Below are 19,021 nucleotides of genomic sequence, written 5' to 3' on the forward strand. Positions count from 1 at the left end.
CTTCGGTGCCGCCCCCGAGACCACGCCCGGCACCACCGACAATCCCATCGGCGGCTTCACGAACGGCGGCACGGACAGCGGAGGCGGCGACGGGGGCGGCACCGAAGGCGGCACAGGCGGCGGGGACGACGGCGGCGGGAACAACGGCGGAAACGACAACGGCGGCGGAGGCATCCTCGAAGGCGCCCGCGGCACCCGCGCCCCCGCCGCCGTCCGCCCCTGACCTCAACAGGGGCCGGCGGGCCTCAGTGGCCCGAGGTCGCCTTCAGCCCCACCACGGCCACCAACAACAGACACACGAAGAAGATCCGGGCCGCCGTCACCGGCTCATGCAGCACCACCATGCCCAGCACCGCCGCACCCGCCGCGCCGATACCGACCCACACCCCGTACGCCGTACCGATCGGCAGCGTCCGCGCCGCATGCGACAGCAACAGCATGCTCGCCACGATCCCCAGCCCCGTGAACACACTCGGCCACAGCCGCGTGAACCCCTCGGTGTACTTCATCCCGATCGACCAGGCCACTTCCAGCAGACCCGCGACCACCAACAGAACCCACGCCATGACGGCACCTCCGACGACAGAACACACGAACAACACGGGTGCGTCGTCTTTACGGAAACCCGGTACGGCGCGTCTCGTCGGGGTCCCACCACCGTAGCAAAGAACAGGCAAAAGGCCTGGTGACCATGGTCACCAGGCCTCGCACACGCCACCTGCCTACAAATACAGACCCGTCGAATCCACCGAACCCTCGAACCGGTCCGCGGCCACCGCATGCAGATCCCGCTCCCGCATCAGCACATACGCCACGCCCCGCACCTCGACCTCGGCACGGTCCTCCGGGTCGTACAGCACCCGGTCCCCCGGCTCCACCGTCCGCACGTTCTGCCCCACCGCAACCACCACGGCCCACCCCAGCCGGCGCCCGACCGCAGCCGTCGCCGGAATCAGAATGCCGCCGCCGGAACGCCGCTCACCCTCGGGCGAATCGGACCGGACCAGCACACGGTCGTGCAGCATCCGGATGGGCAGCTTGTCGTCGCTGTTCTCACTCACGCCCCGCAACCTACCCGGCCGCGAGGCGCGCGCACGCCCTCGGGGGTCAACGCTTCCTGCGCCGCCCCGACACGACGACCAGACCCACCACACCCACCGCGAGCAACGCCACCGGAATCACCCGCTCCAGACGCGGCGCACCGTCCTCCGACACGAACTGCGCCTTCACATCCGACACCGTCCGGTTCACCGCGACGAACGCCCGCCCGGCCGTCCGGTCCACGGCCTCGGCAGCCTTCGCCTTCGCGTCACCGATGATCGTCTTCGGGTGCACCCGCACCCCGATCTCATCGAGCACCACCGCGAGCTGCTCGCGCCTGCTGATGATGTCCGCCTCGATCTGCGCAGGGCTCCTGGCATCCGACACTGCGCCGCCTCCGTGGTCCTCGTCCGGTAAACCTTCATCGACAGTCTGTCAGCTCGACCGCTCCCGCACCCGGCGGCACCCCTATTACCCTCGGTCCCGTACACCCCACGTACCAACGAGGAGAACCATGAGCGAGCGACTCAAGCCCGGCGACACCGCCCCCGCCTTCACCCTCCCCGACGCCGACGGGAACGACGTCTCGCTCGCGGACCACAAGGGCCGCAAGGTCATCGTCTACTTCTACCCGCGCGCCCTCACCCCCGGCTGCACCAAGCAGGCCTGCGACTTCACCGACAACCTCGACCTCCTGGCCGCCGCCGGATACGACGTCATCGGCGTCTCCCCCGACAAGCCCGAGAAGCTCGCGAAGTTCCGCGACGAGGAGAACCTCAAGGTCACCCTGGTCGGCGACCCCGCCAAGGAGACCCTGGAGGCCTACGGCGCCTTCGGCGAGAAGCAGAACTACGGCAAAACGGTGATGGGCGTCATCCGCTCCACGATCGTCGTCGACGAGAACGGCAAGGTCGAACACGCCTTCTACAACGTGCGCGCCACCGGCCACGTCGCCAAGATCATCAAGGACCTCGGCATCTGACCGCAGACCAAATCGGCCGGAAAGCACCCACGGATTGGGCCGAACGGCCGAAAACATGTGATGGACATCCCAATCCCCGGCCGATTCGGTTTGCACCCGCCATGTCCGCGCAGAAGCCTTTCCTGGAACACCCACCGAGGAAAGGACACGGCCATGGCGGCCTCCGACCCCCACCAGGCGGCCGACCCCGAAGCGGTCAAACGCCACCCGGCCCTCTTCCGTGCCATCCGAAAGCGCCAGAACCCCAAGCTGCGCCGGACGGACATCACCATCACGGACGACCAGGCGGTCAAGCGCGCCGTCAAGGCGGCGTCGCTCGGTAACGCCATGGAGTGGTTCGACTTCGGCATCTACTCCTACCTGGCGGCCACCCTGGGCCATGTCTTCTTCCCGTCCGGGAACGACACCACCCAGCTCCTCTCCTCCTTCGCCACCTTCGCCGTCGCCTTCCTCGTACGCCCCCTCGGCGGCATGTTCTTCGGCCCCATGGGCGACAAGATCGGCCGCAAGAAGGTCCTCGCCCTCACCATGATCCTGATGGCGGTCGGCACCTTCGCCATCGGCGTCATCCCCTCCCACGACACCATCGGCGTCGGCGCCCCCATCCTCCTCATCCTCTTCCGGATGCTCCAGGGCTTCTCCACCGGCGGCGAGTACGGCGGCGCGTCCACCTTCATCGCCGAATACGCCCCCGACAAGCGACGCGGCTACTTCGGCAGCTTCCTCGAATTCGGCACCCTCGCCGGCTACGTCGGCGCCGCCGGCCTCGTCACCGCGCTCTACGCCCTCCTCAACGACACCCAGATGGAGGCCTGGGGCTGGCGCATCCCGTTCCTCGTCGCCGGCCCGCTCGGCCTCGTCGGCCTCTACCTGCGACTGCGCCTCGACGAGACGCCCGCCTTCCAGAAACTGGAGGGCGGCACCGCGCACGCCACCGAGGCGGCGGACGGCGTCGAGACCACCGCCAAGGGCGACCTCGGCAAGATCTTCCGCGACTACTGGCCGACGCTGATCCTCTGCATCTGCCTGGTCGGCGCGTACAACATCACCGACTACATGCTGCTGTCGTACATGCCGACGTACCTCTCCGACGAACTCGGCTACAGCGAGACCCACGGCCTGCTGATCCTGCTCGCGGTGATGGTCTTCCTGATGGTGATCATCAGCCAGGTCGGCAAACTCTCCGACCGCTTCGGCCGCAAGCCCCTCCTCATGACGGGCATGCTCGGCTTCCTGATCTTCTCCCTCCCCGCCTTCCTCCTGATCCGCCAGGGCAGCATCCCCGCCATCACAATCGGCATGCTGATGCTCGGCCTCTCCCTGGTCTGCATGCTCGGCACGATGTCCGCGGCGCTCCCGGCCCTGTTCCCGACGAACGTCCGCTACGGGTCCCTGTCGGTGGGCTACAACCTGTCGGCGTCGATCTTCGGCGGTACGACCCCGCTCGTCATCACGGCCCTGATCAGCTGGTCGGGCAGCAACCTGATGCCGGCGTACTACGCGATGGCGGCGGCCCTGGTCGGCGTGATCGCGGTGGCCTGCATGAAGGAGACCGCCAACAAGCCGCTGGCGGGCTCGCCCCCGTCGGTGGAGACGAGCGCGGAGGCGGAGGAACTGGTCGCGGCCCAGACGCCGGACCCGAAGTTCTGACCCGTCTCGTCCTGTCCTGTCCTGTACAGGGAATGGCCCTTCCCGCTTCGGTTGCCGCCAAAGCGGGGCGGGCCATTCCGCATCTTGTCGGATATCGGACGTGACTCTCCGATAAACGGTTCGTTACTCCGTACGAGGCCGCGAACGGGCGGCCGGATACGGAGGGGAACGTGCCGGTTCGATATACGCGAGATCTGCTCGAAGAGGCAGCGCGCGAGACGACGAACGTCAATGATGCTGTGCGGTGGTGCGGCGGGACACCTACGCCGGGGAGCCGGAGCTACCTGCGGAAGAAGGTGGCGGAGTGGGGCGTGGACGTGTCGCATTTCGTCGACACGCGGGTGCGCCATACCGAAGAGAAGCTGCGCGATCTGGTCGCCCGTTCCACGAGTGTGGCCGAGGTCGTACGTCGTCTGGGCATCAATCCGGTGGGCGGAAATCACGCGCATATCAGCCGCCGCATTACCAGCCTCCGGATCGACACATCGCACTTCGTACGCACACCGCCGCATCGCCCCAAGGGTGCGCTGGGGAACCGCCTGGTTCTCGGCAGCTCAGCAGACGGCAGGATTCCTGGCGAGCGGCTACGCAGAGAGCTCACGCACCACGGGGTTGAGGATGCGTGTGCCGAATGCGGCAACAAGGGTGAGTGGCAGAACCAGCCGCTCCGACTCGAAGTCGATCACATCAACGGCAACTGGTGGGACAACCGCCCTGAGAATCTCCGCATCCTGTGTCCCAACTGCCATGCAGCAACCGACACTTATCGCGGGCGCAAACGCGGCAGGACGCGATGAGCGGCAAGTACCCTCGCGACCGGCTCGAACGAACCGCAGCGACTGCAACCAGCCTCGTCGACGTCCTCCGTCGGCTCGGTGCACCACTGGGCAGCAGAACGTGCCGATACGTGGGAGAACGACTCAAGCACTACGACATCGACACGTCCCACTTCGTCGATGAGGCCCTGCCGGTTCGAGCGCACTACGCCTACCCGCAGGAGCTACTTGCCGAGGCGGCAGCCCATTCATGCAGCATCCGAGAGATGTTCGAGTACATGGGCCTCCATCCAGGCGACAGCCCGTACGGATACGTTCGCAGGAAGCTCGATCGACTCGGGATAGATACGTCCCACTTCACCAGTGGGCGCAGGTACGGGCCTCCTTCCACGCCGCGCCACGAACTGGCCGCCGCAGTGGCCGAGTCACGAAGTCTCGCCGGCGTGCTGAATGCGCTGGGGCAGGTCGACAATGGCGGCGCTCGCGCCCGCCTGAAGCGGGATATCGAGGCGTATCACTTATCAACCGGCCATTTCACCGGCCAGGGCCATTCGGTCGGCACGCGCTCTTCGCACCGCAAAGCCGCCGCCGATATCCTCGTCCGCCTGGAGGACGGGACATACCGAACGCGCACAGCCCTCCTGAGACGAGCACTCGACGATGTCGGGGTTCCTCGGGAGTGTGCGAGATGCGGAACCGGCGAGACGTGGCGGGGAAACCGCCTTGTCCTGGAGGTCGATCACATCGATGGGGACCGACTGAACAATCGTCGGCAGAACCTGCGATACCTGTGCCCGTCCTGCCACAGCCAGACCGAAACCTTCTCGAAGCGCCGCAACGTCGCACAGTAGAGTGGGGCGGGCGGGTCCGTACCCCAGCTGGCTAGAGGGCGCCGGTTTAGGTCCGGTGTGTCGTGGGTTCGAATCCCACCGGGCCCACAGGCAGAGAGAGGCCGCTACCTTCGTTTCAAAGGTAGCGGCCTCTTGCGTGTCACCCCACCAACTCCCGCACCACCGGCACCAACGCCCGGAACGCCTTCCCCCGGTGGCTGATCGCGTTCTTCTCCGCTGCCGTCAGCTCCGCACACGTGCGGGTCTCGCCCTCAGGCTGGAGGATCGGGTCGTAGCCGAAGCCGCCCGTGCCGGACGGGGTGTGGCGCAGGGTGCCCAGCAGGCGGCCCTCGACCACGCGTTCCGTGCCGTCGGGGAGGGCGAGCGCGGCGGCGCAGGCGAAGTGGGCGGCGCGGTGCGGGGCGTCGATGTCGGAGAGCTGGGCCAGGAGCAGGTCCAGGTTGGCCCGGTCGTTGCCGTGGGTGCCGGACCAGCGGGCCGAGAAGATGCCGGGGGCGCCGCCGAGTACGTCGACGCAGAGGCCCGAGTCGTCGGCGATGGCGGGGTGGCCGGTGGCCTTGGCGAGGGCGTGGGCCTTGAGGAGGGCGTTCTCGGCGAAGGTGACGCCGGTTTCCTTGACGTCGGGGATCTCCGGGTACGCGTCCGCGCCGACGAGCTCGTGGGTGAGGCCTGCGTCGGCGAGGATCGCGTGGAGTTCGGTGATCTTCCCGGCGTTGCGGGTGGCGAGGATGAGGCGGGTCATGGGTCGATTATCGCCGCGCCGGGGTCAGGGCGTTACGGGGTGCAGACCTTGCCGATCTCCGTTGCCGCGTCGGTGACGGGCTTGATGTCGGGGGTGGCGTCGCCCTTGTCGATGGAGTCGCGGACGTTGGCGACGCCGGCCTGGAGGTTGTCGACGGCCTTGGTGAGGTCGGCGTCGTCGGTCTTGTCGCCGAGGTTGCCGAGTTCCTTCTCGATCTCGTCGAGTGATTCGGAGGCCTGGGTGGGGTCGCTGGAGGCGTTGGCGACGGCCTGCTGGAGGTTGTCGACGCTGGTGGCGATCGCATCGGCGGTGCGGACGCAGTCGAGGGTCTTGTCGAGGGCGCTGCAGCCTGCCGCGGCGGTGACGGTGAGCAGCGTGGCGGTGATGGCCAGTGCGGTGCGTCGGTGGTGTCGGTGGCGCGTGGCCATGGTGGGTCCCTCCCCTGGTGCGGACACGTGGACGGGCGCACGGTTCGACCCGTGCGCCCGTATGCGTATCGACGCTGTGCGGGGGGACTTGGTTGCTTCTTTACCCGGATCTACTCGCCGAGGGTGCGGGCGAGGGCGTCGTTCTGGAACTGGGTGAGGTCGACGCAGCCGGCGGTGGCGAGGTCGAGGAGGGCGTTGAGTTCCTTGCGGTCGAAGGGCTCCGCCTCCGCTGTGCCCTGGACTTCGACGAAGCGGCCGTCGCCGGTGCAGACGACGTTCATGTCGGTCTCGGCGCGGACGTCTTCCTCGTAGCAGAGGTCGAGGAGGGGGGTGCCGTCGACGATGCCGACGCTGATGGCGGAGACGGTGCCGGTCAGCGGCTTGCGGCCGTGCTTGATGATCTTCTTGGTCTGGGCCCAGGTGATGGCGTCGGCGAGGGCGACGTAGGCGCCGGTGATGGCGGCGGTGCGGGTGCCGCCGTCGGCCTGGAGGACGTCGCAGTCGAGGACGACGGTGTTCTCGCCGAGGGCCTTGTAGTCGATGACCGCGCGCAGGGAGCGGCCGATGAGGCGGCTGATCTCGTGGGTGCGGCCGCCGATCTTGCCGCGTACGGATTCGCGGTCGCCGCGGGTGTTGGTGGAGCGGGGGAGCATGGAGTATTCGGCGGTGACCCAGCCTTCGCCGCTGCCCTTGCGCCAGCGGGGGACGCCTTCGGTGACGGAGGCGGTGCAGAAGACCTTGGTGTCGCCGAAGGAGATGAGTACGGATCCTTCGGCGTGCTTGCTCCATCCGCGTTCGATGGTGACGGGGCGGAGCTGTTCGGGGGTGCGGCCGTCGATACGAGACATGGCGTCGACTTTATCGGGTGCGGGGTGTGGGCCGTTCCGGTGCCGGTGGGGCTTCGGGTACGCCGCAGGCCCCGTCCTGGCGGGCGGGGCCTGCGGGGGCCGGGCCGGGGGCCCGGTGGTTCAGCGGTGGGTCACATCATGTCTTCGATGTCGGCGGCGATGGGGTCGGCGTCGGTGCCGATGACGACCTGGATCGCGGTGCCCATCTTGACGACGCCGTGGGCTCCGGCGGCCTTGAGCGCGGCTTCGTCGACCTTGCTCGGGTCGATGACCTCGGTGCGGAGGCGGGTGATGCAGCCTTCGACCTCTTCGATGTTCTCGATTCCGCCGAGCCCGGCGACGATCTTCTCAGCCTTGCTGGCCATGGCCTTCTCCCTGGTTCTTCACGTACATGCGACGGCCCACCCTGGGTCCGTTTCGTCACGGTAACGCACGGTTGGCCCAACTTCGCGAGCGAGTAGCCGATCCATCACCAAAGATGACGATCACCGGCGCCCTGTCTTCCGGGCGGGCTCCGCACCGTACCGCAACTGGTCTACACCAGTTTGCAACACCCGCCAAACGTGGCCTGTTCCGGGAGGACGCCGATGAGCTCAAGCAGCGCAGCGATCCCACAGAAGAAGTGGTGGAACGGCCTCTTCCAGGGCCTGCAGAAGATGGGGCGCAGCCTGCAGCTCCCGATCGCCGTTCTGCCGGCGGCAGGCATTCTGAACCGGCTCGGTCAGCCGGATGTGTTCGGCGACGAGGGTCTCGGCTGGGACAACATCGCCAAGGTGTTCGCGGCCGCCGGTGGCGCGCTGCTGGATTCGGGGCTCGGCCTGCCGCTGCTGTTCTGCGTGGGTGTCGCGATCGGCATGGCGAAGAAGGCCGACGGCTCGACGGCGCTGGCCGCGGTGACGGGGTTCCTCGTCTACTACGCGGTGCTGCACGCGTTCCCGGTGGACTGTGACAGCGGGTCGACGTTCGTCTCGGGCGGCACCTGGTTCGGTACGTGTGTCACGGGCGACGCGCAGGTGACGGCGGCCGAGTACCAGAACCCGGGGGTGTTCGGCGGCATCGTGATGGGCCTGATGTCGGCGTGGTTCTGGCAGCGGTACCACCGGGTGAAGCTGGTGGACTGGCTGGGGTTCTTCAACGGGCGACGGCTCGTGCCGATCATCATGGCGTTCGTGGGGCTGCTCTTCGCGGCGCTGTGCGCGTGGCTGTGGCAGCCGGTGGGTGACGCGCTGACCAGCTTCTCCGAGTGGCTGGTGGACCTGAACTGGCTGGGCTCCGGCGTCTTCGGCCTGGCCAACCGCGCCTTGCTCGTGTTCGGGCTCCACCAGTTCCTGAACACCTTCGTCTGGTTCCAGTTCGGCGACTACACGAAGTCGGACGGCACGGTCGTGCACGGTGACATCAACCGGTTCCTGGCGGGCGACCCCACGGCCGGCCAGTTCACGACGGGCTTCTTCCCGATCATGATGTTCGCCCTCCCGGCCGCCGCGCTGGCGATCTATCACTGCGCGAAGCCCCATCGCCGCAAGGCCGTCGGCGGCCTGATGATCTCGGTCGGCCTGACATCGTTCGTGACGGGAATCACGGAGCCGATCGAGTACTCGTTCCTCTTCGTCGCGCCCTTGCTGTACGCGATCCACGCGGTGCTCACGGGTGTGTCGATGGCGGTGACGTGGGCGCTCGGGGTGAAGGACGGCTTCAGCTTCTCGGCGGGTCTCATCGACTACGTCATCAACTGGAGTCTGGCGACGAAACCCTGGCTGATCATCCCGATCGGGCTGGCGTTCGGCGTCGTGTATTACGTGATCTTCCGGTTCGCGATCACCAGGTTCAACCTCCAGACGCCGGGCCGTGAGCCCGACGAGGTGGAGGAGGAGATCGAGAAGAACCTCACGAAGTAGCTGTTCGGCGGGGGTGTGCCCCGCTCGGCCAAGGCCCTCGGACCCTACGGTCCGGGGGCCTTCGGCATGTCACTGAGCGTATGTGATGGCTACTGCGAAGTAGTCGGAAATTGCAGGTTCCTTATCTAACCCTCACCGTGCTACAACTGGTCTACACCACTCAGTGGTCCAGACCACGCGCCGCGCAGCGGCGCGTTTCTCGAGTCGTCGCCCACCCCCAGAACACCCTGTCCCTGGCGGCGCCTTGCCTACTGGAGGAAGTTGATGAGTACGGCCACCGCTACGGCGGCCCCCGCGAAGAAGCGGGGCTCCGGCCTGTTCCAGGGCCTGCAAAAGGTGGGGCGCAGCCTTCAGCTGCCGATCGCCGTGCTGCCGGCCGCGGGCATTCTGCTCCGCCTCGGCCAGCCCGACGTCTTCGGTGACGACGGTCTCGGCTGGCACAAGGTCGCCTCCGTGTTCGCCACCGCCGGCGGCGCGGTCTTCGACAACCTCCCGATGCTGTTCTGCATCGGTGTCGCCATCGGGTTCGCCAAGAAGTCGGACGGCTCCACCGCGCTGGCGGCGCTCGTGGGCTTCCTGGTCTACAGCAACGTGCTCAAGGCCTTCCCGGTCACCGAAGCGGTGATCCAGAAGGGCGCGGACACCGCGGCGACGTACAACAACCCCGGTGTCCTCGGCGGCATCCTGATGGGTCTCGTCACGGCGATCCTGTGGCAGAAGTTCCACCGCACCAAGCTGGTCGACTGGCTCGGCTTCTTCAACGGCCGCCGCCTCGTCCCGATCATCATGGCCTTCGTCGGTGTGCTCTTCGGTGTCTTCTTCGGCCTGGTCTGGGAGCCCATCGGTGAGGGCATATCCAACTTCGGCGAGTGGATGACCGGCCTCGGTTCCGTCGGCGCCGGCCTCTTCGGCCTGATCAACCGCGCGCTGATCCCGGTCGGCATGCACCAGTTCGTCAACACGGTCTCCTGGTTCCAGCTGGGTGACTTCACCGACGCCACGGGCGCCGTCGTGCACGGCGACCTGAACCGCTTCTTCGCCGGTGACCCGACCTCGGGCCAGTTCATGTCGGGCTTCTTCCCGATCATGATGTTCGGCCTCCCGGCGGCCGCCATCGCCATCGCCCACGCCGCTCGCCCCGAGCGCCGCAAGGCCGTGATGGGCATGATGGTCTCCCTCGCGCTGACCTCGTTCGTCACCGGTGTGACCGAGCCGATCGAGTTCTCGTTCATGTTCATCGCGCCGGTCCTCTACGCGATCCACGCGGTGCTGACCGCCCTGTCGATGGCCATTACCTGGGCGCTGGGCGTGCACGCCGGGTTCACCTTCTCCGCGGGCTTCATCGACTACGCGCTGAACTGGAACCTGGCGACGAAGCCGTGGCTGATCATCCCGATCGGCCTCGTCTTCGGAGTGGTCTACTACGTGCTCTTCCGCTTCGCGATCACGAAGTTCAACCTCACCACCCCGGGCCGTGAGCCCGAGGAGGAGATCGAGGACCTGACCAAGGCGTAAGCCGGGTCCGTACCGCGACAGCTCGAAGCCCTCACCTTCCCGGCGGAAGGTGAGGGCTTCGTCGTGCGTGGGGCGTCTGCGCGCTAGATGTCGTAGACCGCGCCCGGGACCGCGAGCTCCGTCGGGCCGTCGAAGACCTCGCGGGCGTCGGCGAGGTTGCGGTCGGCGTCGGTCCACGGCGGGATGTGGGTGAGCACCAGGCGGCCCACCTGTGCCCGGGCGGCGAGTTCGCCCGCCTCGCGGCCGTTGAGGTGGAGGTCCGGGATGTCCTCCTTGCCGTGCACGAACGACGCCTCGCAGAGGAGGAGGTCGGCGCCTTCCGCGAGCTCGTCCAGGGCCTCGCAGGTGCCGGTGTCACCGGAGTACGTGAGCGAGCTGCCGCCGTGCTCGATGCGGATGCCGAACGTGTCGACGGGGTGGCAGAGCTTCTCCGTACGGACCGAGAAGGGGCCGATGTCGAAGGAGCCGGGCTTCAGCGTGTGGAAGTCGAAGACCTCGCTCATCGCGTGGTCGGACGGGGTGTCGGCGTGGGCGGTGGTGAGCCGCTGCTCCGTGCCGTCGGGGCCGTAGACCGGGATGCGGGCCGGCCGTCCGCCGTCGGGCGGGTAGTACCGGACGACGAAGTACGCGCACATGTCGATGCAGTGGTCGGCATGGAGGTGGCTGAGGAAGATGGCGTCGAGGTCATAGAGACCGACGTGGCGCTGCAGCTCGCCGAGGGCGCCGTTGCCCATGTCGAGGAGCAGCCTGAAGCCGTCGGCCTCTACGAGGTAGCTCGAGCATGCCGATCCCGCGGACGGGAACGAGCCGGAGCAGCCGACGACGGTGAGCTTCATGGAGCGTGAACCTCCGAGACGTGGGAACGGGGAGGGTTCGTGCGGTTCGTTGAGCGTAAGGCGCGAAAGAGGTGGTCGCTCCTTCGGAGTGTGCCGTTGTGGGGGAACTCACCTGTGCTGTCACCGGTTCGATGGAAGCGGGGCGCGGCTGGGGGTGCGCCCGGGAGGGGTGTGCCTGCGGCGCGCTTGTTCCCCTCCCCGCCCCTTCCCGTAACCGGGGCTCCGCCCCGGACCCCGCGCCTCAAACGCCGGCGAGGCTGAATCTCGAGAGCGGGGGTGTGGGGGCGGAGCCCCCGAAACGGAGGACGCCGGGKGGCCAAAGCGCGGGGCGCTACGCCCAGAGCTGGCCCTGCAGGGTGGCGATCGCCGCCTCCGTCGTGGGTGCGGTGTAGACGCCCGTCGACAGGTACTTCCAGCCGCCGTCCGCGACGACGAAGACGATGTCGGCGCTCTCCCCCGCCTTGACCGCCTTGTTGCCGACGCCGATCGCGGCGTGGAGCGCGGCGCCGGTGGAGACGCCCGCGAAGATGCCCTCCTGCTGGAGGAGTTCGCGGGTGCGGGTGACGGCGTCGGCGGAGCCGACGGAGAAGCGGGTGGTGAGGACCGAGGCGTCGTAGAGCTCGGGGACGAAGCCCTCGTCGAGGTTGCGCAGGCCGTAGACGAGGTCGTCGTAGCGCGGTTCGGCGGCGACGATCTTGATGCCGTCGACGTGTTCGCGCAGGTAGCGGCCGACGCCCATGAGGGTGCCGGTGGTGCCGAGGCCGGCCACGAAGTGGGTGATGGAGGGGAGGTCCGTGAGGATCTCCGGGCCGGTGGTGGCGTAGTGGGCGCCGGCGTTGTCGGGGTTGCCGTACTGGTAGAGCATCACCCAGTCGGGGTGCTCCGCCGACAGTTCCTTGGCGACGCGGACGGCGGTGTTGGAGCCGCCCGCCGCCGGGGAGGAGATGATCTCGGCGCCCCACATGGCGAGGAGGTCGCGCCGCTCCTGGGAGGTGTTCTCCGGCATCACGCAGACGATGCGGTAGCCCTTGAGCTTGGCCGCCATGGCCAGGGAGATGCCGGTGTTGCCGCTGGTGGGTTCGAGGATGGTGCAGCCGGGGGTGAGCCGGCCGTCCTTCTCGGCCTGCTCGACCATGTGGAGCGCGGGGCGGTCCTTGATCGAGCCGGTGGGGTTGCGGTCCTCCAGCTTGGCCCAGATGCGGACGTCGTCCGACGGTGACAGCCGCGGCAGGCGGACGAGCGGGGTGTTGCCCACTGCGGCGAGCGGGCTGTCATAGCGCATCAGTTCATGCCGCCGGCGACGGCCGGGAGGATGGTGATGTTGTCGCCGTCGCTGAGCTTCGTGGAGATGCCGTCAAGGAACCGGACGTCCTCGTCGTTGAGGTAGACGTTCACGAAGCGGCGGAGCTGCTCGCCGTCGACGATGCGCTCCCGGATGCCGGTGTGGCGGGTCTCCAGGTCCGTGAGGAGGTCGGCGAGGGTGTCCCCGTTGCCTTCGACGGCCTTGGCGCCGTCGGTGTAGGTGCGGAGGATGGTCGGGATGCGGACCTCGATGGCCATGGCGTGGGCTCCTGTCGAAGCTGAGTGGTGGCGGTGGGCGTGGGGCGCGCGGCTCTGCCCCCGCGCGGGGGTGGTGCGTGAAGCGTGGCGTCCGGTGGGGCGGCGCCGGGCCTGGGCCCGGCTCAGGCCTCGCGGCCGGCGGTCCGGTGGTTCGTACAGATCGCGCTGGCGAGTCGGCACAGGTCGACGTGCAGGCGCGCCACGAGCAGTGTGCCCGGCGTCTTGTCGCTCACGTCATGGGGAACCATGCGCTCATCGTATCGATTCCCGGTCCGGGATCCGGAATGTGATCTCACCTGGTGGATGGTTGGCGTTCGACAGGCGGACAGGGCCGGGCGGGCGGCCCTGTCCGGGCGCTGCGGCGGGTGCCGGTGCCGAGGTCAGGAGGCGGCGTACGCCTCGACGACCTGGACGTCCTCCTCGGTGATCTCGCCGTCCACGATGCGGTACGAGCGGAACTGGAAGGGTCCGGCCTCGTCGGCGTCGGCGGTGGAGACGAGGACGTAGTGGGCGCCGGGCTCGTTGGCGTACGTGACGTCGGTGCGGGAGGGGTAGGCCTCGGTCGCGGTGTGCGAGTGGTAAACGATCACGGGTTCCTCGTCGCGGTCGTCCATGTCGCGGTAGAGCTTGAGGAGGTCGGCCGAGTCGAATTCGTAGAACGTGGGCGAGCGGGCCGCGTTGAGCATGGGGATGAAGCGTTCGGGGCGGTCGGTTCCGGCGGGCCCGGCGACCACGCCGCACGCCTCGTCGGGGTGGTCGGCGCGGGAGTGCGCGACGATCTGGTCGTACAGCGCCTGGGTGATGGTCAGCATGGCGCCCAGGATAGGACGACGGGCCCCCGCGTACCGAGGAGTGGTACGCGAGGGCCCGCATCGTGGACTCGGTCTGTGCGAGGCCTGGGTTCAGCGGCCGGCGAAGGCCTTGTTTTCGGGGTTGCGGGCCTTGAGGACCAGGTAGGAGACGCCCAGGATCAGGGCCCACAGCGGGGCGCAGTAGAGCGAGATCCTGGTGTCCTTGTCGATGCCCATCATGATGATGACGACGCCGATGAAGGCGAGGGCGAAGACGCTGGTGTACGGGGCTCCGGGGGCCCGGAAGGTGGACTGCGGGAGCTCGCCGCGGTCGGCGAGGCGGCGGTAGCGCAGCTGGCTGATGAGGATCATGATCCAGGCCCACATGCCGGAGATGGTGGCGAAGGAGACGACGTAGGTGAAGGCGTCGCCGGGCCACTGGTAGTTGATCCAGACGCCGACGAGCATGAGGGCGGCGGAGAACGTGGTGCCGACCAGCGGGGTGCCGCTCCTGGTCAGACGGGTGAAGAACTTCGGGCCCTGGCCGTTGAGCGCGAGGTCGCGCAGCATGCGGCCGGTGGAGTACATCCCGGAGTTGCAGGAGGAGAGCGCGGCGGTCAGGACGACGAAGTTGACGATGCCCGCGCCGACGCCGAGGCCCATCTTCTTGAACGCTTCGACGAACGGGGAGACATCCGGTGAGAACTCGGTCCAGGGGACGACCGAGAGGATCATGATGAGGGCGCCGACATAGAAGACGGCGATGCGCCACGGCACGGTGTTGATGGCCTTGGGCAGGACGGTCTTGGGGTCCTTGGACTCGCCCGCGGTGACGCCGACGAGTTCGACGGCGAGGAAGGCGAACATCACGATCTGCAGCGTCATCAGGGTGCCCTTGATGCCGTGCGGGAAGAATCCGCCGTCGGCCCAGAGGTGGCTGACGGACGCGGTGTCACCGGCGTCGGAGAAGCCGAGGGTGAGGATTCCGGCGCAGATGAGGATCATGCCGACGATGGCGGTGACCTTGACCATCGAGAACCAGAATTCGAGTTCGCCGAACAGCTTCACGGAGATCAGGTTCACGCCGTACAGGATGACCGTGAAGATCAGTGCGGACACCCATTGCGGAATGTCGAACCAGAACGTCATGTACTGGGCCGCCGCGGTGACTTCGGTGATTCCGGTGACGACCCAGAACAGCCAGTAGGTCCAGCCGGTGACGAATCCCGCGAAGGGGCCGATGAATTCGCGGGCGTACTCCGAGAAGGAGCCCGAGACCGGGCGGTACATGAGGAGTTCGCCGAGCGCCCTCATGATGAAGAAGATCACCAGGCCCGCGATGGCGTACGCCAGGATGAGGCTGGGTCCGGCCTTGGCGATGGCTTTGCCCGCGCCGAGGAAGAGGCCGGTGCCGATGGCCCCGCCGATCGCGATCATCTGGATCTGGCGGGCGCCGAGTGCCCGCTGATAGCCCTCGGCGGACGTGGTGGCGTCCGCGGCTGCGGCGTGCGGGCCCTGTCCCTTGTCGTCGACCTGCGCCGATGTCATGTGCTGCGCCTTTCTCCACGCTGATCCGAGCCTTGCGGCTGCGGATCAGGTCCTGATCCCCCCGGAAATGGATGGAGTGCTGCCGGTGGTTGCCGGACTCGTCGCGCCTACCCGGGAACAGGGGTGGCGTCCCCGAGTGGTCGTGAAGATTTATCACGGGCACATCGGTGATCCGGCGGACATTATGTGGCGCACGCCACAGGAAAAAGCGGACAACGGTGTCCAGGCGCTGCAAAAAAGACCGATCAGGTGACGCGATCGTTATTCGGATTTGAGCGTCCGTTGAGCGAACACCCGAACCCCCGAATGCCCGTACACCCGATGGCCCGGTCTCTTACGGCATCAGTGTTTCGACCAGCGTTTCCTGGAGCGCGCCCAGCCAGAGATAGGCCATGACCATGGGCTTGCGCGGATCGCTGTCCGGCAGGCGGTAGAGGGAGCCGTCCTCGCCGCCGTCCTCGTCGGAGACCTCCAGGCGGGTGCCGATGGTGAGGCGGAGGTCGTTGAGTGAGCCCAGCCAGTTGCGGCACTCGTCGGCGGTGAGCTTCAGTACGGCGGCGCGGTCCCCGGCGGGCGTGAGCGCGTCCAGGGTGCGGACGACGACGAGGGCGTCGTCGCGCTTGCGGGTGCGCAGGTCGTTCTCGGTGAAGCGGCGGAACTCGGCGGACGCGGCGCGCAGTTCGGTGTCGTCGTCGCCGTAGGCCTCGGGGAAGAGGCGGGCGAGGGCCGGGTCGGAGGGCGGTTCGCTGGGGCCCTCGGCGAAGAGGGCGGCGAGCGGGTCCTCGCCCTCGGCGGGTTCGTCGCCCGGTCCGATGAGTTCGAGCAGCTGGACGGCGAGGGAGCGCAGGATCGCGATCTCCACCTCGTCGAGCGCGACGGCCGCGCCGCCGCCGGGGGTGGCCTCGAAGTGGCCGGCCATGGTTTGACTCCGATGGTGGTCGGGCGGGGCGGGGGCGGGACGTACTAGTTGCGGTCCTGGGTGAGGGTGGCCCACAGTCCGTAGCCGTGCATGGCCTGGACGTCGCGTTCCATCTCTTCGCGGCTGCCGCTGGAGACGACGGCGCGGCCCTTCTGGTGGACGTCCAGCATCAGCTTGTGGGCCTTGTCCTTGGAGTAGCCGAAGTAGGCCTGGAAGACATAGGTCACGTAGCTCATGAGGTTGACCGGGTCGTTGTGGACCAGCGTCACCCAGGGGACGTCGGGCTCGGGGACAACGAGGTTCTCCTCGGCCGATTCGGGACGTTCGATCTCTACGGGGGCGACGCTCACCCCACCCATGCTGCCACTCGGGAGGGCCCATCGCACAAACGGGGCCGGTGGCGAGGCGGGCGCGACACCCCCATCTCGTCACTTTGACGAAATAGGGGTAGCATCCCCGGCATGAACTCAGCGGACCTTGGGCGGCGGGTCGGTGTGCCGTCGACCGCACTCTTCACCGACCAGTACGAGCTCACGATGGTGCAGGCCGCGCTGAAGGCCGGCACCGCCGGCCGGCGCTCGGTCTTCGAGGCGTTCACCCGCCGGCTGCCCGAGGGGCGGCGCTACGGCGTCGTCGCCGGCATCGGGCGGGTCCTGGACGCGGTGGAGAACTTCCACTTCGACGACGAGATGCTCGGCTTCCTGCGTGACCAGAACGTGGTCGACTCGCCCACCCTCGACTATCTGGCCGACTACCGCTTCAGCGGCGACATCTGGGGCTACCCGGAGGGCGAGGTGTACTTCCCGGGCTCGCCGATCCTGCGGGTCGAGGGCTCCTTCGCCGAGTGCGTGCTGCTGGAGACGGTGATCCTGTCGATCCTCAACCACGACTCGGCGATCGCCGCGGCGGCCTCGCGGATGTCGGCGGCGGCGGGCGGGCGCGGGCTGATCGAGATGGGTGCCCGGCGCACGCACGAACTGTCGGCGGTGGCCTCGGCCCGTGCCGCGTACATCGGCGGCTTCGACACCACGTCCGACCTGGCCGCGGGCTTCCGCTACAACATCCCGACGGTCGGCACGAGCGCCCACGCGTTCACTCTGCTGCACGACTCCGAGCGTGACGCGTTCCGGGCGCAGGTCGACTCGCTGGGACGGGACACGACGCTGCTGGTCGACACGTACGACGTCACCGCGGCGGTCCGTACGGCGGTCGAGGTGGCCGGTACGGAGCTGGGCGCGGTGCGGATCGACTCGGGCGACCTGCTGCTCGTGGCGCACCGGGTGCGCCAGCAGCTGGACGAGCTGGGCGCGACGGGCACGAAGATCGTGGTGACGTCGGACCTGGACGAGTACGCCATCGCCTCGCTGGCCGCCGCGCCGGTGGACGCGTACGGGGTGGGCACCCAACTGGTGACCGGCAGCGGGCACCCCACCTGCTCGATGGTCTACAAGCTGGTCGCCCGCGCCGCCTCGGCGGACCCGGCGGACGAGCTGCGGCCGGTGGCGAAGAAGTCGATGGGCGCGAAGTCCTCGAAGGGCGGTCGCAAGTGGGCGGCCCGCCGGCTGGACGAGGACGGGGTGGCCGAGGCCGAGGTGATCGGCACGGGCCCGGTCCCGGCGGAGCTGGCCGGACGGCAGCTGCTGGTGGAGCTGGTCAGGGGCGGCGAGGTGGTCGAGGCCGCGCGGGAGCCGCTGGACGCGGCCCGGGAGCGGCACATCGCGGCGCGGGCGGGGCTGCCGATGTCGGCGATGCAGTTGTCCCGGGGGGAGCCGGTGCTGCCCACGGAGTACGTGTGAGGGGACGGGGTGCGGTGCGGGGTGCCCGGGGGGGCGCCCGGGAGTCGCTTTGTCCTCAATCGCCGGACGGGCTTGATTTGCCTGGCCGAGCCCGCCCCCTCCCTGCGGGTCGCTTTGTCCTCAATCGCCGGACGGGCTTGATATGCCCTGCGGGCTTGATTGTCCGCCCCGAGTCTCTAGGCTCGGGGCCACCCCCGTAACCCGTAATCCCGAAACCGCCGCCACTCCCCCACCGAAGGACACCCGTCATGCACCGCGCCTTGATCGTCGTGGACGTCCAGAACGACTTCTGCGAAGGCGGGAGCCTCGCGGTCGCCGGGGGCGCCGATGTCGCCGCCGCCATCACCGATCTGATCGGTGAGGCCCAGCCGGGTTACCGGCACGTGGTGGCCACCCGTGACCACCACGTCGACCCGGGTGACCACTTCTCCGCGACGCCCGACTTCGAGCACTCCTGGCCCGAGCACTGCGTCGCCGGTACGGAGGGCGTGGGCTTCCACCCCAATTTCGCACCCGCGGTCGCCTCCGGGGCGATCGACACCGTCTTCGACAAGGGTGCGTACGCCGCCGCGTACAGCGGCTTCGAGGGGCAGGACGAGAACGGGACGGGGCTGGCCGCGTGGCTGCGCGAGCGCGGGGTCACCGAGGTCGACGTGGTCGGTATCGCGACCGACCACTGCGTCCGGGCCACCGCGCTCGACGCCGTCCGTGAGGGCTTCGCCACGCACGTACTGCTGGATCTGACCGCGGGCGTCGCCGAGGCGACGACGGACCGGGCGCTGGCCGAGCTGCGGGACGCCGGCGTGGTGCTCTCCGGCAAGCCGGCGGTCGGCTGAGGGC

The 19,021-nt window shown here is 68.3% G+C and carries 24 protein-coding genes, 1 tRNA gene and 1 riboswitch; of the genes, 10 read left to right on the forward strand and 15 right to left on the reverse strand.

The window, feature by feature from the left end:
- A partial coding sequence (locus EAO72_RS42095; protein WP_187285160.1) for a hypothetical protein occupies nucleotides 1-223 on the forward strand: 223 nt, incomplete at its 5' end.
- Between the two features lie 22 nt (nucleotides 224-245).
- On the opposite strand, the gene EAO72_RS21075 is transcribed toward EAO72_RS42095, so the two are convergent.
- The 3 genes from EAO72_RS21075 to EAO72_RS21085 form a co-directional block, all read right to left on the reverse strand.
- The gene (locus EAO72_RS21075) at nucleotides 246-566 is read right to left on the reverse strand and encodes a DMT family transporter (protein WP_018555875.1); all 321 of its coding nucleotides are present in this window, start codon (nucleotides 564-566) and stop codon (nucleotides 246-248) included.
- Nucleotides 567-603: 37 nt separating this feature from the next.
- A riboswitch (guanidine-III (ykkC-III) riboswitch) is annotated at nucleotides 604-669 on the reverse strand.
- 53 nt (nucleotides 670-722) lie between these two features.
- Nucleotides 723-1,061: a GroES family chaperonin gene (locus EAO72_RS21080; RefSeq protein ID WP_136325477.1), complete on the reverse strand. Its 339-nt coding sequence runs from the start codon at nucleotides 1,059-1,061 to the stop codon at nucleotides 723-725.
- Nucleotides 1,062-1,107: 46 nt separating this feature from the next.
- The gene (locus EAO72_RS21085; RefSeq protein WP_148018874.1) at nucleotides 1,108-1,428 is read right to left on the reverse strand and encodes a DUF3618 domain-containing protein; all 321 of its coding nucleotides are present in this window, start codon (nucleotides 1,426-1,428) and stop codon (nucleotides 1,108-1,110) included.
- Nucleotides 1,429-1,555: 127 nt separating this feature from the next.
- Here EAO72_RS21085 and bcp point away from each other — a divergent pair, with 127 nt between their 5' ends.
- From bcp to EAO72_RS21110, 5 genes are all read left to right on the forward strand, one after another.
- Nucleotides 1,556-2,023, forward strand: a complete 468-nt coding sequence (gene bcp / locus EAO72_RS21090; RefSeq protein ID WP_148018875.1) for a thioredoxin-dependent thiol peroxidase — start codon at nucleotides 1,556-1,558, stop codon at nucleotides 2,021-2,023.
- Nucleotides 2,024-2,176: 153 nt separating this feature from the next.
- Nucleotides 2,177-3,673 carry a glycine betaine/L-proline transporter ProP gene (gene proP / locus EAO72_RS21095; RefSeq protein WP_148018876.1) on the forward strand — a complete coding sequence of 499 codons (1,497 nt, stop codon included), beginning with the start codon at nucleotides 2,177-2,179 and terminating at the stop codon, nucleotides 3,671-3,673.
- Between the two features lie 170 nt (nucleotides 3,674-3,843).
- Nucleotides 3,844-4,470 (forward strand): HNH endonuclease signature motif containing protein, encoded by a 627-nt coding sequence (locus EAO72_RS21100; RefSeq protein WP_148018877.1) that lies wholly within the window; start codon nucleotides 3,844-3,846, stop codon nucleotides 4,468-4,470.
- Nucleotides 4,467-5,300 carry an HNH endonuclease signature motif containing protein gene (locus EAO72_RS21105; RefSeq protein ID WP_148018878.1) on the forward strand — a complete coding sequence of 278 codons (834 nt, stop codon included), beginning with the start codon at nucleotides 4,467-4,469 and terminating at the stop codon, nucleotides 5,298-5,300. The genes EAO72_RS21100 and EAO72_RS21105 overlap by 4 nt, the downstream gene beginning before the upstream one ends.
- A gap of 12 nt (nucleotides 5,301-5,312) precedes the next feature.
- Nucleotides 5,313-5,387: transfer RNA gene (locus EAO72_RS21110), tRNA-Leu, on the forward strand.
- Nucleotides 5,388-5,439: 52 nt separating this feature from the next.
- Here the strand turns inward: EAO72_RS21110 and rdgB are convergent.
- From rdgB to EAO72_RS21130, 4 genes are all read right to left on the reverse strand, one after another.
- Nucleotides 5,440-6,042, reverse strand: a complete 603-nt coding sequence (rdgB, locus tag EAO72_RS21115; RefSeq protein ID WP_148018879.1) for an RdgB/HAM1 family non-canonical purine NTP pyrophosphatase — start codon at nucleotides 6,040-6,042, stop codon at nucleotides 5,440-5,442.
- 32 nt (nucleotides 6,043-6,074) lie between these two features.
- Nucleotides 6,075-6,470 (reverse strand): hypothetical protein, encoded by a 396-nt coding sequence (locus EAO72_RS21120; protein ID WP_148018880.1) that lies wholly within the window; start codon nucleotides 6,468-6,470, stop codon nucleotides 6,075-6,077.
- A gap of 110 nt (nucleotides 6,471-6,580) precedes the next feature.
- Nucleotides 6,581-7,318, reverse strand: a complete 738-nt coding sequence (rph, locus tag EAO72_RS21125) for a ribonuclease PH (RefSeq protein ID WP_148018881.1) — start codon at nucleotides 7,316-7,318, stop codon at nucleotides 6,581-6,583.
- A 131-nt stretch (nucleotides 7,319-7,449) separates the two neighbouring features.
- The gene (locus EAO72_RS21130; RefSeq protein ID WP_018517946.1) at nucleotides 7,450-7,683 is read right to left on the reverse strand and encodes a glucose PTS transporter subunit EIIB; all 234 of its coding nucleotides are present in this window, start codon (nucleotides 7,681-7,683) and stop codon (nucleotides 7,450-7,452) included.
- 222 nt (nucleotides 7,684-7,905) lie between these two features.
- On the opposite strand from EAO72_RS21130, the gene EAO72_RS21135 reads away from it, so the two are divergent.
- Both EAO72_RS21135 and EAO72_RS21140 read left to right on the forward strand, forming a co-directional pair.
- Nucleotides 7,906-9,216, forward strand: coding sequence for a PTS transporter subunit EIIC (locus tag EAO72_RS21135; protein ID WP_148018882.1), 1,311 nt, complete (start codon nucleotides 7,906-7,908; stop codon nucleotides 9,214-9,216).
- Nucleotides 9,217-9,480: 264 nt separating this feature from the next.
- Nucleotides 9,481-10,731 (forward strand): PTS transporter subunit EIIC, encoded by a 1,251-nt coding sequence (locus EAO72_RS21140; protein WP_148018883.1) that lies wholly within the window; start codon nucleotides 9,481-9,483, stop codon nucleotides 10,729-10,731.
- Between the two features lie 83 nt (nucleotides 10,732-10,814).
- On the opposite strand, the gene EAO72_RS21145 is transcribed toward EAO72_RS21140, so the two are convergent.
- From EAO72_RS21145 to clpS, 8 genes are all read right to left on the reverse strand, one after another.
- On the reverse strand, nucleotides 10,815-11,567 hold the full coding sequence (locus EAO72_RS21145; RefSeq protein WP_148018884.1) for an MBL fold metallo-hydrolase: 753 nt from the start codon (nucleotides 11,565-11,567) through the stop codon (nucleotides 10,815-10,817).
- Nucleotides 11,568-11,898: 331 nt separating this feature from the next.
- Nucleotides 11,899-12,849, reverse strand: coding sequence for a PLP-dependent cysteine synthase family protein (locus EAO72_RS21160; RefSeq protein ID WP_148018886.1), 951 nt, complete (start codon nucleotides 12,847-12,849; stop codon nucleotides 11,899-11,901).
- Nucleotides 12,849-13,127, reverse strand: coding sequence for a MoaD family protein (locus EAO72_RS21165; protein ID WP_148018887.1), 279 nt, complete (start codon nucleotides 13,125-13,127; stop codon nucleotides 12,849-12,851). Before EAO72_RS21165 ends, EAO72_RS21160 begins: the two co-directional genes overlap by 1 nt.
- A gap of 122 nt (nucleotides 13,128-13,249) precedes the next feature.
- On the reverse strand, nucleotides 13,250-13,375 hold the full coding sequence (locus EAO72_RS43195) for a putative leader peptide (RefSeq protein ID WP_261991849.1): 126 nt from the start codon (nucleotides 13,373-13,375) through the stop codon (nucleotides 13,250-13,252).
- Nucleotides 13,376-13,507: 132 nt separating this feature from the next.
- Entirely contained in the window at nucleotides 13,508-13,939 is a 432-nt protein-coding gene (locus EAO72_RS21175; protein ID WP_148018889.1) for a M67 family metallopeptidase, read from the reverse strand.
- A gap of 90 nt (nucleotides 13,940-14,029) precedes the next feature.
- Complete coding sequence (locus EAO72_RS21180; protein ID WP_148018890.1) at nucleotides 14,030-15,466, reverse strand: amino acid permease; 1,437 nt, start codon at nucleotides 15,464-15,466, stop codon at nucleotides 14,030-14,032.
- Nucleotides 15,467-15,800: 334 nt separating this feature from the next.
- Entirely contained in the window at nucleotides 15,801-16,385 is a 585-nt protein-coding gene (locus EAO72_RS21185; RefSeq protein ID WP_148018891.1) for a DUF2017 domain-containing protein, read from the reverse strand.
- Nucleotides 16,386-16,429: 44 nt separating this feature from the next.
- The gene (clpS, locus tag EAO72_RS21190) at nucleotides 16,430-16,744 is read right to left on the reverse strand and encodes an ATP-dependent Clp protease adapter ClpS (protein WP_148018892.1); all 315 of its coding nucleotides are present in this window, start codon (nucleotides 16,742-16,744) and stop codon (nucleotides 16,430-16,432) included.
- Between the two features lie 102 nt (nucleotides 16,745-16,846).
- Between clpS and EAO72_RS21195 the strand changes: the two genes are divergently transcribed.
- Together EAO72_RS21195 and EAO72_RS21200 are read left to right on the forward strand one after the other, a co-directional pair.
- The gene (locus EAO72_RS21195) at nucleotides 16,847-18,181 is read left to right on the forward strand and encodes a nicotinate phosphoribosyltransferase (protein ID WP_148018893.1); all 1,335 of its coding nucleotides are present in this window, start codon (nucleotides 16,847-16,849) and stop codon (nucleotides 18,179-18,181) included.
- Nucleotides 18,182-18,429: 248 nt separating this feature from the next.
- A complete protein-coding gene (locus EAO72_RS21200) occupies nucleotides 18,430-19,017 on the forward strand; it encodes an isochorismatase family protein (protein ID WP_148018894.1) in 588 nt (195 codons plus the stop codon).
- Nucleotides 19,018-19,021 lie beyond the last annotated feature (4 nt).

The sequence above is a fragment of the Streptomyces sp. OR43 genome (assembly GCF_008042275.1).
In the GTDB taxonomy this organism is placed as follows: Bacteria; Actinomycetota; Actinomycetes; order Streptomycetales; family Streptomycetaceae; genus Streptomyces.

Coding starts and splice junctions, on each gene's coding strand:
- EAO72_RS21075 (WP_018555875.1), bottom strand. CDS start 566: ATGGCGTGGGTTCTGTTGGTGGTCGCGGGTCTGCTGGAAGTGGCCTGG.
- bcp (WP_148018875.1), top strand. CDS start 1,556: ATGAGCGAGCGACTCAAGCCCGGCGACACCGCCCCCGCCTTCACCCTC.
- proP (WP_148018876.1), top strand. CDS start 2,177: ATGGCGGCCTCCGACCCCCACCAGGCGGCCGACCCCGAAGCGGTCAAA.
- EAO72_RS21105 (WP_148018878.1), top strand. CDS start 4,467: ATGAGCGGCAAGTACCCTCGCGACCGGCTCGAACGAACCGCAGCGACT.
- rdgB (WP_148018879.1), bottom strand. CDS start 6,042: ATGACCCGCCTCATCCTCGCCACCCGCAACGCCGGGAAGATCACCGAA.
- EAO72_RS21120 (WP_148018880.1), bottom strand. CDS start 6,470: ATGGCCACGCGCCACCGACACCACCGACGCACCGCACTGGCCATCACC.
- rph (WP_148018881.1), bottom strand. CDS start 7,318: ATGTCTCGTATCGACGGCCGCACCCCCGAACAGCTCCGCCCCGTCACC.
- EAO72_RS21130 (WP_018517946.1), bottom strand. CDS start 7,683: ATGGCCAGCAAGGCTGAGAAGATCGTCGCCGGGCTCGGCGGAATCGAG.
- EAO72_RS21135 (WP_148018882.1), top strand. CDS start 7,906: ATGAGCTCAAGCAGCGCAGCGATCCCACAGAAGAAGTGGTGGAACGGC.
- EAO72_RS21140 (WP_148018883.1), top strand. CDS start 9,481: ATGAGTACGGCCACCGCTACGGCGGCCCCCGCGAAGAAGCGGGGCTCC.
- EAO72_RS21145 (WP_148018884.1), bottom strand. CDS start 11,567: ATGAAGCTCACCGTCGTCGGCTGCTCCGGCTCGTTCCCGTCCGCGGGA.
- EAO72_RS21160 (WP_148018886.1), bottom strand. CDS start 12,849: ATGCGCTATGACAGCCCGCTCGCCGCAGTGGGCAACACCCCGCTCGTC.
- EAO72_RS21165 (WP_148018887.1), bottom strand. CDS start 13,127: ATGGCCATCGAGGTCCGCATCCCGACCATCCTCCGCACCTACACCGAC.
- EAO72_RS43195 (WP_261991849.1), bottom strand. CDS start 13,375: ATGGTTCCCCATGACGTGAGCGACAAGACGCCGGGCACACTGCTCGTG.
- EAO72_RS21175 (WP_148018889.1), bottom strand. CDS start 13,939: ATGCTGACCATCACCCAGGCGCTGTACGACCAGATCGTCGCGCACTCC.
- EAO72_RS21180 (WP_148018890.1), bottom strand. CDS start 15,466: ATGACATCGGCGCAGGTCGACGACAAGGGACAGGGCCCGCACGCCGCA.
- EAO72_RS21185 (WP_148018891.1), bottom strand. CDS start 16,385: ATGGCCGGCCACTTCGAGGCCACCCCCGGCGGCGGCGCGGCCGTCGCG.
- clpS (WP_148018892.1), bottom strand. CDS start 16,744: ATGGGTGGGGTGAGCGTCGCCCCCGTAGAGATCGAACGTCCCGAATCG.
- EAO72_RS21195 (WP_148018893.1), top strand. CDS start 16,847: ATGAACTCAGCGGACCTTGGGCGGCGGGTCGGTGTGCCGTCGACCGCA.
- EAO72_RS21200 (WP_148018894.1), top strand. CDS start 18,430: ATGCACCGCGCCTTGATCGTCGTGGACGTCCAGAACGACTTCTGCGAA.